The organism is Streptomyces daghestanicus, assembly GCF_020521275.1.
GTDB classification, from domain to species: Bacteria; Actinomycetota; Actinomycetes; order Streptomycetales; family Streptomycetaceae; genus Streptomyces; species Streptomyces griseoviridis.
Genome location: NZ_BNDX01000018.1, coordinates 202047 through 217670 on the forward strand (window position 1 = coordinate 202047; position 15624 = coordinate 217670).

Consider the following 15624-nt stretch of genomic DNA (forward strand, 5'->3'; position numbering starts at 1 on the left):
CCCGAACCGTGCGCCCGGCCCGCCGGCGTGACCCCAGGAGAGAACCGTGACCAACCCGTTCGAAGATTCCGAAGGCCGCTTCCTCGTCCTCGTCAACGACGAGGGCCAGCACTCCCTGTGGCCGGTCTTCGCCGACGTGCCCGAGGGCTGGACCGTCGCCCACGGCGAGGACACCCGGCAGGCCGCCCTGGACTGGATCGAGAACCACTGGACCGACATGCGGCCCAAGAGCCTGGCCGCCCGCCTCGACGGCGCGGCGGCGGGGGCCGCGGCCGGCGAGGGAGCGGCGGCGTCGTGACGGCACCCCGCGCTGTGCCCCCGCCCTCCCCGCCGTCCCCGGACCACGACGCGCGCCGCCTCGGGGCCCGCCTCGACACGCTCCGCCGCCACCTGGACCGGCTGCCCCGCAAGGCCGTCCGCTCGCCGGCCGAACAGAGCACGGCACGCACGCTCCTCGCGGACGGCCGGGCCGCGCGCGAGGAGTTCCTGGCCCGCCACGCGCCCGCCGTCTACGCCCGGCTCACCGACGACCTGCGCAGCCCGCTGCGGGTGGCCGGGCTGCTCGCCGCCGCCGCCGCACACTACCCGGGCCTGGTCCCCGGCGAGGCGGAGCTGGCCGAGGAGAGCGGCCGGGCGCAGCGCGACAAGGAGGGCTGGGAGATCGACCAGGGCCTCTTCGTCGGCCGGGTCCTGGACGACCCGGTCAGCGGCCGTCACCTCCTGCACGCCATGGCCCGGCCCCGTGAGCGGGCCGAGCGGCTGCTCGACGAGTTCCGCCAGCAGGACACCGTCGACCTCGGCCCCGTGGCGGTGCACCACAAGAACGGCGTCGGCTACGTCGTCTTCCAGAACCACCGCTACCTCAACGCCGAGGACGACGCCTCCAACCAGGCGCTGGAGATCGCCGTGGACCTCGTCCTGCTGGACGACCGCGTCGACGTGGGCGTCCTGCGCGGCGGTGTCGCCACCCACCCCAAGTGGGCCGGGCGGCGCGTGTTCGGAGCCGGCATCAATCTCACCCACCTGCGCCAGGGCCGTATCTCCCTGGTCGACTTCTTCCTCGACCGGGAAATGGGCGCGGTGAACAAGATGTACCGCGGACACCCGGGCGACTTCACCGGGGAACCCGAGCCGCGCAGCCTGCGCGAGAAGCCGTGGATCGCCGCCGTGGACTCCTTCGCCATCGGCGGGGGCTGCCAGTTCCTGCTCGTGATGGACCACGTCGTCGCGGAGCACGGCTCCTACGTCAACCTGCCGGCCGGACGCGAGGGCATCATCCCCGGCTGTGGCGTGATGCGGCTGCCCCGCTTCGTCGGCGAGGCCATCGCCCGGCAGGCCGTCCTCTTCAGCCGGGACATCCCGGTCGACAGCCCCGAGGGGCGGATGGTCGTCGCCGACACCGTGCCGGCGGGGGAGATGGAGGCGGCGGTGGACCGGGCGGTGGAGGGGCTGCGCGCCACCGGCATGTCCAGCGTCCTGGCCAACCGCAGGGCCATGCGCATCGGCGGCGAACCGCTGGACACCTTCCGCACCTACATGGCCAACTACGCGCGCGAACAGGCTTACTGCGCCTACAGCCAGGCCGTCTTCGACAACCTGGACCGCAACTGGGGCCGCTGACCGGCGCCCCGGAGCGACCGAGCGCCCCCGGCCCCCCTTCCGAAGGGGGGCCGGGGGCGCTCGGCGTCCCGCCGTCCGGTGCGGTCAGGCGCCCGGCCGGCCGGCCACGCCCCAGCGGGCCGGCGGCAGCCCCTGGAGCACCACCCAGGTCTGCTCCCGGGCGTCCTCGCCCAGGACCCGGGCCACGGCGTCGGTGAGTTCCGCGATCAGCTCCGTCTCCGTGGCGGCGTCCTTGAGCCGGCTCTCGAACAGTTTGACCTCGATCAGTGGCATGGGCGGTGAGCGTCCTTCCGTGTGGTCGTCGTGCGGTGCGGCAGGGGTGCGGTTCAGGCGGCCACCACCGACGCGAGGGCGTCGTCCAGCGCCCACACGAGGTGGTCGACCTGTTCGTCGCTCAGGCCGGGGTGGCAGGGCAGGTTGACGTGCTCCTCGAACCAGAGGCGCTCGGCCACCGGGCACTCCCCGGCACGGTGGCCGCGGGCCCGCCACTCGGGCAGCAGATGCATGGGGAAGTACCGCAGGGCGATCTGCACACCGCGCTCGTCGAGCCCCCGCACCAGCTTCTCCCGCACCTCCGGCCCGGCGGAGACGAAGAACGTGTACAGGTGGTAGGCGTGTTCGACACCGGGGCCCGGACGCGGGACCCGGCACTGCGGGAAGCGGGCGAGGACCTCGTCGAGCCGGGCCGCGACGGCCCGCCGGCGGGCCACCAGGGCGTCCATGCGGTCCAGTTGCACCGTGCCGACCGCGCACGCCGCCTCCGACAGGGTGGCGTTGGTGCCGTGCCGCAGCACCGACGTGCACTCCTTGGCGTACGCCGACGAGGAGTACATCATCCAGGGCAGCAGCCCCGGCGCGCCGGCCGCCTCCGCGGACCGGTACTGCCCGTCGGCCTCGTTGGACCGCAGCCGGTCCACCCGTTCCGCCCAGTCGTCCCGGCCGACGGTGATCATGCCGCCCTCGCCGAGGGTGGTGATGTTCTTCGACGCGTGGAAACTGAAGCAGCCGATGTCGGCCAGCGAACCGGGGACCCGGTCCCGGTAGCGGCTGCCCAGCGCGTGCGCGCAGTCCTCGATCACCGTGATGCCCCGCGGCCGGGTCAGCGCCATGACCCGGTCCATGTCGGCGGGCCAGCCGCCGTAGTGCACCAGCACCACGGCCCGGGTGCGGTCGGTGATCAGCTCCTCCAGCCGGGCGGGGTCCACGTTGAGCGAGACCGGGTCGATGTCGCAGAACCGCACCGTGGCCGGTGAGGAGAGCAGGGGCTGCACGCTCGCCTGGAACGTCTGCGGGGTGGCGACGACCTCGTCGCCCTCCGCCAGATCGAGCAGGTGCACGGCCAGCTCCAGCGCCACCGTGCCGCTGGTCACCGACAGCGCGTGACGCGCACCCGTGTGCCGGGCGAACCGCCGCTCGAACTCCAGGCGCCGCTCGCCCGAGGACAGCGGTGCCGACGAGGTGACCAGTCCGGACAGGGCGGCGGCCTCGGCGTCACCCAGCACACTGCCCCGGTGGGCGGCGGGCACGGCGTAGCGCGACGCCGGCCGCGCCCGCGGCGGGCTCTGTGCCGCCGGCGGCGTGACCGAGGAAAGGGTCCGGGAGGCGGACGGGCGCTGTGACACCGCTCAGCCCTCCGACCCGCCGGTCCGGGCGCGCAACCGCTTCTTGTCCACCTTGCCCAGGCCCGTCAGGGGAAAGGAGTCCATCAGCACGAGGCGCTCGGGCAGTTTGAAGTCGGCGACGCCGCGCCCGGTGAGGAACGCCTTCAGTTCGGCCAGCGTCGGCGGCTCGCCCTCCGGGATGACACACACGCAGACCCGCTCGCCGAGCAGCGGGTCGGGCACCGGGACCACCGCGGCCTGCTGCACCCGCTCGTGGGCGCCGACATGGCGCTCCACCTCGGTGGCCGACACCTTGTCACCGCCGCGGATGATGACGTCCTTGACCCGCCCCTCGACCACGACGTCGCCCCGCTCGGTCAGCCGGACCAGGTCGCCGGTGCGGTAGAAGCCGTCCTCGTCGAAGGCCGTGGCGTTGTGCTCGTCGGCCCGGTAGTAGCCGCGCAGGGTGTACGGGCCGCGGGTGAGCAGCTCGCCCGCGGTGCCGGGCGGCACCTGACGCCCCTGCGGGTCCACCACGCGCAGCTCGTCCTCGGGCGAGATCGGGCTGCCCTGGACCGTGGTCGTCCGCTCGGTGTCGTAGTCCTCGCGGGTCAGGCACAGCAGTCCCTCCGCCATGCCGAACACCTGCTGCAGGGAGCAGCCGAAGGCCGGCTCGACGCGCCGCGCCACCTCGGGGTGGAGCTTGGCGCTGCCGATCTGCAGGGTCCGCAGCGAGGACAGGTCCCGGTCGATCCACTCCACGCCGTCCAGCCACAGATGGGCGATGGTGGGAACGACGGAGGTCAGGGTGACGCCCTCCCGCTCGATCAGCTCGAAGCACTCCTCGGGACCGGTGCCGGTGGCCAGCACGACGGTACCGCCGGCCGCCAGGACCCCGATCACACCCGGGCAGCCCCAGGTGAAGTTGAACGGCAGCGGCAGCACCGCCAGATACACGCAGTCCCGGTCCACCGCGCAGATCTCCGCGGCGGCCCGGACCTGGTACAGGTAGTCGTCGTGGGTGCGCGGGATCAGCTTCGGCAGCGCCGTGGTGCCGCCGGACAGCAGGAAGAAGGCCACGTCCCCCGCGCCGGGCCCGTCCTCCTCCAGGGCCGGCGCGACCTCGCCGTCCGGCGCGCCGAGCGCCTCGAACGAGGTGAACGGGCCGGGATCGCCGACCACGAACACCTCGCGCAGCGACGGGACCGCCGCCTTCACCTCGCCGGCCAGCGGCCGGTAGTCGAAGCCGTGGTACCGGTCGGCGACGACATAGGCGACCGCCTCCGCGTGGCCGCAGAGGTGGACGACCTCGCTGCGGCGGTGGGCGGGCAGCGCGTGCACCGGCAGCGCCCCGACGCGGTAGAGCGCGAAGCTGAGCGCCACGAACTCCACGAGGTTGGGCAGCTGGACCACGACCCGGTCGTCGCGGCCGATGCCGCGCGCCCGCAGGCCACGTGCCAGCCGGTCGACCCAGGCGTCCAGTTCACCGTAGGTCAGCCGGCGGTCCCCGCCCACCAGGGCCACCCGGTCCCGGTGGCGGCCGGCCCAGTCGCGCAGCTCACCGCCGAGCGTTCGCCCCTGCCACAGGCCGAGCTTCCGGTACCTCTCGGCCGTCTCCTGCGGCCAGTCGACGCATCCCTCAAGCACATCGGCTCCTTCGACGACGGATCAGGTGTGTTCCCGCACCGCGGCGGCACACCGACGGAATTCCGGATTCGGGCGGATGGGACGAAGACCGGTGCAGGAACGCCGGGAAAGGAATGCCGAATTCACGGGAATCGTCATCCTTTCCCCTTCTTCAATTGTTCTGCTACGGTGCCGGGCATGAACAAAACCATTCCGCAGACACCCGAGGAACTCCGAGAAGTACTGGCCGGACTCATCGGCGTGGAGCCGGCCGACATACGGGACGACAGCGTTCTGTTCGAGCTGGGTCTGGACTCGGTCACGGCGCTCATGCTCATCAACTCCTGGCGTCGCGCCGGACTGTCCTCACCGTCGCAGGAGTTCATCGACGCGCCGACGGTCGGGCACTGGTGGAACCTGATCGCCACGTCCTGAACCGCGCCGTCGGCCGGATATCCTCCCCGACGCTTCCGACACTATGGTCTGCGGAACTTCCTGGCAATTGTTCTGGCGCCCCGCTGACGAACCGCTGACGTACTGACGGCGGAATTCATCCGCAGTGGCGGGTCCGGTCGGTTCGTCATTGCGGCCGAGCATCCTGTCTCCTAGACCTGGAAACAGGTTGCATCATGCGCGTGAGCGCTCGATCGGAAGGCGGAGATGCGGCGATGGAATTCGGTGTGAACTTCTTTCCCGTGGTCGACCCGGCGGAGAGGAGCGCCACGGAGTGCTACGACCTCGTCCTCGAACTCGGGGAACTGGCCGACGAACTGGGCTACGAACACGTACAGACCGTGGAGCACTACTTCTCCCCCTACGGCGGCTACTGCCCCGACCCCGTCACCCTCCTCACCGCGCTGGCGGCCCGCACCCGCCGGGTCCGCATCGTCACGGGCGCCGTGATCCCGGCCTTCACCCACCCCGTCAAACTCGCGGGCAAACTGGCCATGCTCGACCACCTCTCCCACGGGCGTCTGGACGTCGGCTTCGGCCGCGGCTTCCTGCCCACCGAGTTCGCCGCCTTCCAGGTGCCGATGGAGGAGAGCCGGGCCCGCTTCGCCGAGGGCGTCGAGGCGTGCCGGCGGCTGTGGACCGAGGAGGACGTGGTCTTCGAGGGGCGGTTCCACCGCTTCGGGCCGGTCACGCTGCTGCCCCGCCCCTACCAGCGCCCCCACCCGCCCGTCTTCGTCGCCTCCGCCACCAGCGCCGACTCCTGCGCCGCCGCGGGCACCGCCGGCCACCACCTGCAGGTCGTGCCGTCGGTCACCAGCGCCGAACAGCTCCGGGGAATGCTCGCCGCCTACCGTGCGGCGTGGACGCGGGCGGGGCACGCCCCCGGCGGCCACCGCATCCAGATCAAGTACACCGTCTACCTGGCCGAGCGGCACGCCGAGGCGGTGGAGTGGGCGGAGCGCTGGGAGCGCGGCTACGTCGCCCACATGGCCCGCGCGGTGGCCCCGCTGGCGGGCGGCGCGGGCGCCGACTACCCCGGTTACGAGAAGTTCGCCGAGAAGGCGGCCGGCTACGACTTCGCCACCGCCCTGAAGGCGGACAAGGTGCTGGCCGGTGACCCCGACGCGGTACGCGAGCAGATCGCCCGGATACGCGACACCTTCGGCACCGACATCGACCTGAGCCTGCAGTTCAGCCCGGGCGCCCTCAGCCGCGACCGCGCCGCCACCGCCATGCGGCTGTTCGCGCGCGAGGTGATGCCGGCCTTCGGGCGGGCGGGGGACACCGCCGTCTCATGACCGCGGGCGTGCGGGCGCGCCGGCCAGGGCCGCCCGCACCTCCTGCTCGACCAGGGAGGGTATCTCCCCGCCGCGGGAGGCGAAGTAGAAGTGCCCGCCCTCGAAGACACGGCAGCCCCGGAAGCGTTCGCCGTACTCCGCCCACCCCGCCAGCTCCGCGGGCGACGCCCAGGGGTCCCGTGCCGCGCCGAACACCGTGAACGGCACCGGCACGTCCAGGTCGCGGTCCACGGCGGGCCGCCAGTTCTCCACCAGGCCGAAGTCCGCGCGGATCACCGGCTCCAGCAGCCCCCACAGCTCCGGGTCGTCCAGCACGTGCTGGGGCGTGCCGCCCATGCGGGCCAGCTCGGCACGCAACTGCCCCGACGACAGCCGGTGCAGGGCGGTGGGCCGCTCGGCCACCGCGCGCGGGCAGCCCCGCCCCGAGAGCCCCAGCCAGACCGGCACCGGCAGCCGGGCCGCCGCCAGCGCCAGGGTCAGCTCGTGCGCCACCAGGGCGCCCATGCTGTGCCCGAAGAACGCGAACGGCCGGTCGAGCCGGAGCAGCAGCTCGTCGAGGAACGTCCGCACCAGTGTCTCCGTGTCCTCCACCGGCGTCTCGTCCGCCAGCATGCCGCGCCCCGGGGCGTCCGTCAGGCAGATCTCCCAGTCCGGCGGGAAGTACCGGGCCCAGTCCCGGAAGGCGAGGTGGGACCCGCCGGCGTGGTGGAACAGGAACAGCCGGGCCCGCGGGCGCGGCACCGGCCTGGCCGGGAAGACCGCCCCGCTCCCTGTCTCCGGACGCGTCACCACTGCGCCATCGCCTCCCTCACCGGCCCTGACGGGCCCTCGACTCCGACGGTGGGACGTGCGTCCCGTCCGGCCAGTGTGCGCACCCGCCCCTGACGACCGGCTGACGACGGCCTGACCCGGCGGGCCGTCACCCGCCCCCCGGACGAACCGTCAGACACTCGTCAGCGGTCCGCCAGAGCCGGCGGCGACGATGGCCCGCGAGGCGCCCTCCCGCCCCGCACGGCGGGTCGGGCGCCCGGACCCGTTCCGGCGATCCAGGGGGCATTCCCGGTGCTCGAAGAGACAGCGCACACGACCGGTCGGACCCCGCTCGGGGCCGCGCAGCGCGGCATCTGGTACGCCCAGCGGCTCGACCCGGGCAATCCGCTGCACAGCGGCGCGGCCTGCCTCGACATCCGCGGCCCCCTCGACACCGGCATGCTCGCCGAGGCGGTCCGGCGGGCCGTCGCGGACACCGACGCGCTGCACCTGGTCTTCACCGAGGGCACCGGCCCGGACCACCCGGACGAGGGCCCGCGCCAGCACCTCGACCCGGCCGCCCGCCCCCGGGTGCGGCTGCCCGACGGCCCGGCCGACGAGGACACCGCGCTGCGCCGGATGCGCGCGGAACTCGCCGCCGCCGCCGAACCGCCGCACGGCGCGCTGTCCGCCCAGGAGATCTTCCGCCTGGGCCAGGACCGGCACCTGTGGTACTACCGGGCGCACCACCTGCTGCTGGACGGCACGGGCCTGTGGCTGTTCCAGCGGCGCGCGGACACCGTGCTGCGCGCCCTGCGGGACGGCGCCCCCGTGCCCGACGACCCGGCCGCGCCGCTGTCCCGGCTCTGGCAGGAGGAGGCCGCCTACCGGGAATCCGGGTACTACGCCGCCGACCGCGCCCACTGGCAGCGGGTCATGGGCGACCGGCCCGCCCCCGTGTCCCTGGCCGGGACACCCGCCGTCGCCTCGCACGCCTTCCTGCGCGCCACGGGCCGGGTCCCCGCCGGACCGGCCGACGCCCTGGAGGAACTCGCCGCCCGGCAGGGCAGCGGACGCCCCGCCGCGATCATCGCCGCCGTCGCCGCGCTGGTCCACCGCGTCACCGGCGCCACCGACGTCGTCCTCGGCCTCGCGGTCAACGCCCGGCTCACCCCGGCCGCCCGCCGCACCCCCGCCATGACCGCCAACGTCGTACCGCTCCGGCTCACCGTGCGCCCCGGCCTCACGGTCGCCGAACTCGTCGCGCGCAGCGCCCACGCCCTGCGCGACGCCCTGCGCCACCAGCGCTACCCGCAGGAGGAACTCCGCCGTGACCTGGGCGCCCTCGGAGCGCGCCGCCCCCTGTACGGGCCCACGGTCAACCTCCTGCGCGCCCCCGGACCGACCTTCGGCGGACTGCCCGCCCGGCTGCGCTTCCTGTCCAACGGCCCCGTCGACGACCTCAAGTTCACCTGCTACGACGCCGGCACCGGCGCCCTGCCCGTCGACCTCGACGGGAACCCGGAGCGCTACACGCGACAGGACCTCGACGGCCACCTCGAACGGTTCACCAGGCTGCTGGCCGAGTTCACCGAGGACCCCGGCCGCCCGCTGGCCCGGCTGGACGTCCGTACCCGGGCCGAACGCCGCACCCACCGGCCGGCACCGCCGGCCCCCGGGGCGGCCCCGCCCGCGGCGGCCCCCGGCCCGACCCTGCCCGCGCTGTTCGAACGGCAGGCGGCCGAGACACCCGAGCGCACCGCCGTCACCGCCGGCGACGCCCGTCTCACCTACCGGCAACTGGACCGGCGCGCCAACCGCCTCGCCCGCCTGCTGCGCGCCCACGGCGCCCGCCAGGGCCGCCTGGTGGCCCTCGCCCTGCCCCGCACGGCCGATCTCCCGGTCGCCGTCCTCGCGGTGCTGAAGACCGGCGCCGCCTACCTGCCGCTCGACCCCGGCTATCCCGCCGACCGGCTCGCCCTGATGGTCGAGGACGCCCGGCCCGCGGTCCTGCTCACCGACGCCGCCACCTGCGCCGCGGGCGGGCTGCCCGAGGGCCTGCCCCGCGTCGCGCTCGGCACACCCCCCGCCGACGCCGCCCTGCGGGCCCTGCCCGACGGCCCGCTGACCGCCACCGAACAGCCGGCGCCGCGCCCGGACGACACCGCCTACGTCATCTACACCTCGGGCTCGACGGGCCGCCCCAAAGGCGTGCCGGTCCCGCACCACAACGTCGTACGGCTGTTCCGGACCGCCCGGCCCGTCGTCGGCTTCGGCCCCGACGACGTATGGACCCTGCTGCACTCCTACGCCTTCGACTTCTCCGTCTGGGAGATCTGGGGCCCCCTGCTGCACGGCGGCCGTCTCGTCGTCGTGCCCCACGACACCGTGCGCACCCCCGCCCGGCTGCTGCGCCTGCTCGGCCGCGAGGGCGTCACCGTCCTCAGCCAGACCCCGAGCGCCTTCCAGCAGCTGGTCCTCGCCGACGCCGAGCACCACGACGACGGTCACCTCCCGGCCCTGCGCCGCGTCGTCCTCGGCGGCGAGGCGCTGGACCCGGGCATGCTGCGCGACTGGTACGCACGCCACCCCGACGACGCCCCGCTCGTGATCAACATGTACGGCATCACCGAGACGACGGTGCACGTCACGCACCGCCCCCTGGACCGCGGCACCGCCCGCACCGCCACCGGCAGCCCCATCGGCCGGCCGCTCGCCGACCTCGGCCTGTACCTGCTGGACTCCGCCCTGCGCCCCGCCGTACCCGGCACGACCGGCGAGCTGTACGTCGCCGGCGAGGGCCTCGCCCGCGGCTACCTCGGACGGCCCGCCCTGACGGCCGGCCGGTTCGTGGCCGACCCCTACGGGCCGCCCGGCACCCGCATGTACCGCACCGGCGACCTGGCCCGGTACAACGCCGACGGCGAACTGGAGCACCTGGGCCGCGCCGACGGCCAGGTGCAACTGCGGGGTTTCCGCATCGAGACGGCCGAGATCGACGCCGAGCTCACCCGGCTGCCCGAGGTGTCCGCCGCGGCCACCGTCCTGCGCGACGCCGGCGGCCGGCTGGTCAGCTACGTGGTGCCCGCCCCCGGGGCGGACCCGGAACCCGCGGCCCTGCGGGCCCGGCTCGCGGAGCGGCTGCCGCCCCAGTCGGTCCCGGGCGCGGTCGTGGTCCTGCCCGCGCTGCCGCTCACGCCCAACGGCAAACTGGACCGCGACGCGCTGCCCGAACCCGCCGTCCGGGCCGCCGGCCGCCGCCCGCAGGGGCCGGACGAGACACGGCTGTGCGGGCTGTTCGCGGAGATCCTCGGCCACGGTCCGGTCGGTGCCGACGACGACTTCTTCGACCTCGGCGGGCACTCCCTGCTGGCGACCCGCTTGGTGAGCCGCGTCCGGGCGGTCTTCGGCACCGAACTCGGCGTCGGCGCCGTCTTCGACGCGCCCACCCCGGCCCGGCTCGCCGCCCTGCTCACCCCCTCCGTCGGCACCCCGCGCACCACCGGGCCGGACGCCGCCGACGCCGGCCCCGACGCCGGCCCGCGCCCGGCGGCCGACGCCGGCGGGCCGGACCCCGACGGCACACCGGGACACCTCCCGCTCTCCGCCGCGCAGCGGCGCATGTGGGCGATGCACCGGCTGCACGGCCCCACCGCCACCTACAACCTGCCGTGCGCCGTCGACCTGAGCGGGCCGCTGGACGGCACGGCGCTGCGCGCGGCCCTGCTCGATGTCGTACGGCGCCACGACATCCTGCGCACCCGCTACCCCGACACCGGCGGCGAGCCCGTCCAGGAAGTCCTGGCACCGGAGGCGACCGGACCGGTGGACCTGCTCGTCCGCACCACCACCGACGCGGCCCTGGCCACCGCGCTGACCGAGGCCGCCCGTCAGCCGTTCGACCTCACCGCCCGGCCGCCGCTGCGCGCCCACCTGTTCGGCCTCCCCCACGCCCCGGACGGCCGGCCCCGGCACACCCTGCTCCTCGTCCTGCACCACATCGCCGGCGACGGCTGGTCCCTCGGGCCCCTGCTGCGCGACCTCGCGCACGCCTACACCGCACGGGCCGCCGGACGCGCCCCCGAGTGGCGGCGGCCCGCACCCCGCCACACCGACCACGTCCACCGCGAGTGGCACGGCGCGCCCGCCGCCGGGTCCCTGGAGTTCTGGCGCCGCGCCCTCGACGGCGCACCTGAGCAGACCCCGCTGCCCACCGACCGCCCGCGCCCCGCCGTCGCCGGCACCGACGGCGGCAGTGTCCCGCTGGAGATCGACCCCGCCCTGCACGCGCGGCTGCGCACCCTCGCCCGGCGCCACCACGCCACCGTCTTCATGGTGCTGCACGCCGCCCTCGCCGGGCTGCTCACCGCCTCCGGCGCCGGCACCGACATCGTCGTCGGCACCCCGACCTCGGGCCGCGGCGGGCCCGAACTCGACGACGCCGTCGGCTTCTTCGTCAACCCGGTACCGCTGCGCGTGGACACCGGCGGCCGTCCGCCGTTCCGGGAACTCCTCGACCGGGTCCGCCGCGCCGACCTCGCCGCCTACGACCATCAGGACGTCGCCTTCGACCGGATCGTGGACGCCGTAGCCCCGCAGCGCTCCCTCGCCCGCCACCCGCTGTTCCAGGTGGTGCTGTCCTTCCAGGACTTCGAGCCCCGGCTCGACCTGCCCGGCCTGGAGACCGCTCCGCGCCCCGTCCACCTCGCGGCGGCCAAGTTCGACCTCACCCTCAACCTCGTGGAACGGCACGCCGCCGACGGCACGGCCGCCGGCATCACCGGGGACGTCGAATACGCCACCGCCCTGTTCGACGAGGCCACCGCCCGCGCCCTGGGCGCCCGGCTGCTCACCGTCCTGCGGGCCGTCTGCGACGACCCCGCCCGCTCCGTCGCCGGCCTCGACCTGCTTTCGGCGGAGGAGAAGCGGGCCGCGCTGACCGCCTGGAACCCGGCCGGCGAACCCCCGGCCCACCCCCACCTGCCGGCACTGTTCGCCGCCCGCGCCGCCGCCCGCCCGCACGCCCCCGCCCTGGAGGCGGACGGCACGGTCCTCGACTACGCGGAACTGGAGGCCCGTACCAACCGGATCGCCCGGCTGCTGCTCCGGCACGGCGTGCGCGGCGGCACGGTGCTGCCGATCGCCCTGCCCCGCTCGGCCGCCATGGCCACCGTCTGGCTCGCCGTCCTCAAGACGGGTGCCGCCGCGCTGCCCGTCGACCCGTCCTACCCCGCCGAACGCCTCCGCCACCTCCTCGACGCGGCCGGCCCCGGGACACCCGTGGTCACCTCCGCCGAGCACGCGCCCGCCCTGCCGCCCCGCCCGCGGGACGCCATCGTCCTCGACGCGCCGCACGTGCGCGACGCGCTGGGCGCCCTGCCGGACACGCCCGTCACCGACACCGAACGGGGCCGGCCCCTCCACCCCGGCGACCCCGCCTACGTCATCCACACCTCCGGTTCCACCGGCCGCCCCAAGGGCGTCGTCGTCCCGCACGCCGGTGTCCCCGCGCTCGCCGCCGCGCAGGCCGAGCGCTTCGCCGTCACGGAGGACAGCCGGGTGCTCCAGTTCGCCTCACCCAGCTTCGACGCGTCGGTGATGGAGTACCTGATGGCCTTCGGCACCGGCGCCACCCTCGTCGTACCGCCGCCCGGCCCGCTCGTCGGCGAGGACCTCGCGCGGCTGCTCGCCGACGCGCGCGTCACCCACGCCCTGATCCCGCCGACCGCGCTCACCGGGGTCCCGCCCGAGTCACTGCCCGCCCTGCGCACCCTGGTCGTGGGCGGCGAGGCATGCCCGCCCGCCCTCGTCGCGCAGTGGGCACCGGGCCGGCGCATGGTCAACGCCTACGGCCCCACCGAGACCACCGCCTGCGCCACCACCAGCGCCCCCCTGGCCCCCGGCGGCCCCGTACCCATCGGCACCCCGGTCGCGGGGCTGCGCGTGCACGTCCTCGACGACGCGCTGCGCCTCGCCCCGGTGGGCGTGCCCGGCGAGCTGTACATCGCGGGCCCCGGAGTCGCCCACGGCTACCTGGGCCGGCCCGGCGCGACCGCCGAACGGTTCGTGCCCGACCCCTGGGGCCCGCCCGGCAGCCGGGCCTTCCGCACCGGCGACCGGGCCCGCCGCCGCGCCGACGGCACCCTGGAGTACCTCGGCCGGGCGGACGACCAGGTGAAGATCCGGGGGTTCCGCATCGAACCCGGCGAGATCGCCACGGCGCTCACCACCCACCCCGCCGTACGGCGCTGCGCCGTCGTCGTGCGCGAGGACCGGCCCGGCGACCGCCGGCTCGTCGCCTACGTCGTCCCCGCCGCGGCCGACGCGGGCCATCCGGAGCTGCGGCGCCACCTGGCGGCCCTGCTCCCCGCCCACATGGTGCCGGCGGCCTTCGTCACCCTGGACCGGCTGCCCGTCACCCCCCAGGGCAAGCTGGACCGCGCCGCGCTCCCCGCCCCCGACCCGGCCCCGGCCGTGTCCGCCAGGACCGCCCGGCCGGGTGCCGAACGGACCGTGTGCGAGGCGCTCGCGGAGATCCTCGGCCTCCAGGCCGCCGGCCCCGACGACGACTTCTTCGAACTGGGCGGCGACAGCATCATCGCCATCCGGCTCGTCAGCCGGCTGCGCGCCCACGGGCTCTCCCTCACCACGCGCGACGTGTTCGAACGGCGCACCGCCGCGGCCCTCGCGGAGCGCGCCGCCGTCCCCGCGCCCGCGCCGCGGCCCGTGCGCCGCGCGGCACACGGCGACAGCTTCCCGGCGCCACCCCTCGCGCACTGGCTCGACGGCCTGGGCGCCCCCGCCGACCGGTTCAGCCAGACCATGACCGTCACCACCCCGCCGATCCGCGACGCGGCCCTGCTGCACCGGGCGCTGCGGCACGTCCTCGACGCCCACCCGGCCCTGCGCACCACCCTGCTCAGCGGCGCGGCCGACGACCCGGCCACGGCACGTCTGCTGCTGCGCACCGCGCCCCCCGGAACGCCGGACACCACCGCGCTGCTGCGGCGGGTGCCGGTGACCGGCGCCGTACCCGACGACGTGCACGCCGCCGCCGTCGACCGGGCCAGGGGCGAACTCGCCCCCCGGCAGGGCCGGATGGTGCGCGCGGTCTGGTTCGACGCCGGGGACCGGGACGGACGGCTGGCCCTGGTCGTCCACCACCTCGCCGTCGACGCCGTCTCCTGGGGCACCCTCCTGCCCGACCTGCGCGCGGCCTACGAGGCGGCGGCCACCGGCAGCGCCCCGCCCCCGCACCCGGCCGCCCACCCCTACGCGGCCTGGGCGTCCGGCCTCGCCGAGGCGGCGGCCGACCAGCGCACGGTCCGCGAACTCCCGTACTGGTCCACGGTGCTGTCGGGCCCGCACGTCCGTCCCGGCACGGGCGATCCGGACCCGGCGCGCGACACGTACGGCTCCCTGCGCCACCTCACCACCGAACTGCCCGAGCCGGTCACCCGGGCGCTGCTCACGGAGGTGCCCGCCGCCTTCCACTGCCGCGTCCTCGAACCGCTGCTGACCGCCTTCGGCATCGCCCTGGCCCACGGCACGCCCGGACGGGACGGGAAGGCCGCCGCCGACGTCCTGCTGGACCTGGAACGGCACGGACGGGACGACCCGGCGGCGGTACCCGGCCTGGAGACGGGGGTCGGCTGGTTCACCACCGTCCACCCGCTGCGCCTGCCGCTGGCCGGGACCGACACGGAGGAGGCCCTCGCCGGCGGCCCGGCGCTCGGCCACGCCGTCAAACAGGTCAAGGAGACGCTGCGGGCGGTCCCCGGCCACGGCACCGGCTACGGTCTGCTGCGCCACCTCAACGACCGCACCGCGCCCGTCCTCGGGGACCTCGGCCACCCGCCGGCCGCCTTCAACTACCTGGGCCGGCTGCGGACCGAGGGCGCCCGGTGGAGCGCCGTCCCGGACGAACGGGACCTGGCGGGGGCGGGCGCCGACCCCGCCATGCCGGCCGGGCACGTCCTGGAGGTCGACGCGGTGACCCTGGACGGGCCCGAAGGACCCCGCCTGCGGGCCGTGTTCCGCTGGCCGCGCGCGCTCCTCGCCCCCGGCACCGCCGCCGGGATCAGCACGGCGTGGACCCGCGCCCTCACCGCCCTCGTCGACCATGTGCGGCGGCCGGACGCCGGCGGCTGGACGCCGTCCGACCTCCCGCTGGTCGACCTCGACCAGAGCGACATCGAAGCCCTGGAGGCCGCCTGGCGCGACCGCTGACGGCCACCCGGCGGGCCGGATCACGCGACCGTCAGAGAGACGTGAGC

The 15624-nt window shown here is 75.6% G+C and carries 9 protein-coding genes; 5 read left to right on the top strand and 4 right to left on the bottom strand.

Annotated features, from left to right (window positions below; genetic code table 11):
• Positions 1-46: 46 nt before the first annotated feature.
• Positions 47-298: an MbtH family protein gene (locus tag Sdagh_RS33320; protein ID WP_189413833.1), complete on the top strand. Its 252-nt coding sequence runs from the start codon at positions 47-49 to the stop codon at positions 296-298.
• On the top strand, positions 295-1620 hold the full coding sequence (locus Sdagh_RS33325; protein ID WP_190010690.1) for an enoyl-CoA hydratase/isomerase family protein: 1326 nt from the start codon (positions 295-297) through the stop codon (positions 1618-1620). The genes Sdagh_RS33320 and Sdagh_RS33325 overlap by 4 nt, the downstream gene beginning before the upstream one ends.
• 84 nt (positions 1621-1704) lie before the next feature.
• Here the strand turns inward: Sdagh_RS33325 and Sdagh_RS33330 are convergent, their stop codons facing one another.
• From Sdagh_RS33330 to Sdagh_RS33340, 3 genes are all read right to left on the bottom strand, one after another.
• Positions 1705-1893, bottom strand: a complete 189-nt coding sequence (locus tag Sdagh_RS33330) for a tautomerase family protein (RefSeq protein WP_189413837.1) — start codon at positions 1891-1893, stop codon at positions 1705-1707.
• A gap of 53 nt (positions 1894-1946) precedes the next feature.
• Positions 1947-3146, bottom strand: a complete 1200-nt coding sequence (locus tag Sdagh_RS33335) for a DegT/DnrJ/EryC1/StrS family aminotransferase (RefSeq protein ID WP_226536117.1) — start codon at positions 3144-3146, stop codon at positions 1947-1949.
• 99 nt (positions 3147-3245) lie between these two features.
• Positions 3246-4868 carry a (2,3-dihydroxybenzoyl)adenylate synthase gene (locus Sdagh_RS33340; RefSeq protein WP_190076419.1) on the bottom strand — a complete coding sequence of 541 codons (1623 nt, stop codon included), beginning with the start codon at positions 4866-4868 and terminating at the stop codon, positions 3246-3248.
• A gap of 177 nt (positions 4869-5045) precedes the next feature.
• On the opposite strand from Sdagh_RS33340, the gene Sdagh_RS33345 reads away from it, so the two are divergent.
• Positions 5046-5282, top strand: a complete 237-nt coding sequence (locus tag Sdagh_RS33345; protein WP_189413840.1) for a phosphopantetheine-binding protein — start codon at positions 5046-5048, stop codon at positions 5280-5282.
• A 245-nt stretch (positions 5283-5527) separates the two neighbouring features.
• The gene (locus Sdagh_RS33350; protein WP_229879715.1) at positions 5528-6598 is read left to right on the top strand and encodes an LLM class flavin-dependent oxidoreductase; all 1071 of its coding nucleotides are present in this window, start codon (positions 5528-5530) and stop codon (positions 6596-6598) included.
• On the opposite strand, the gene Sdagh_RS33355 is transcribed toward Sdagh_RS33350, so the two are convergent.
• Positions 6593-7390, bottom strand: coding sequence for a thioesterase II family protein (locus Sdagh_RS33355; protein ID WP_226536119.1), 798 nt, complete (start codon positions 7388-7390; stop codon positions 6593-6595). The two genes, Sdagh_RS33350 and Sdagh_RS33355, sit on opposite strands and share 6 nt — an antisense overlap.
• Positions 7391-7660: 270 nt before the next feature.
• Here Sdagh_RS33355 and Sdagh_RS33360 point away from each other — a divergent pair, with 270 nt between their 5' ends.
• A complete protein-coding gene (locus Sdagh_RS33360; RefSeq protein ID WP_190076421.1) occupies positions 7661-15577 on the top strand; it encodes a non-ribosomal peptide synthetase in 7917 nt (2638 codons plus the stop codon).
• Positions 15578-15624 lie beyond the last annotated feature (47 nt).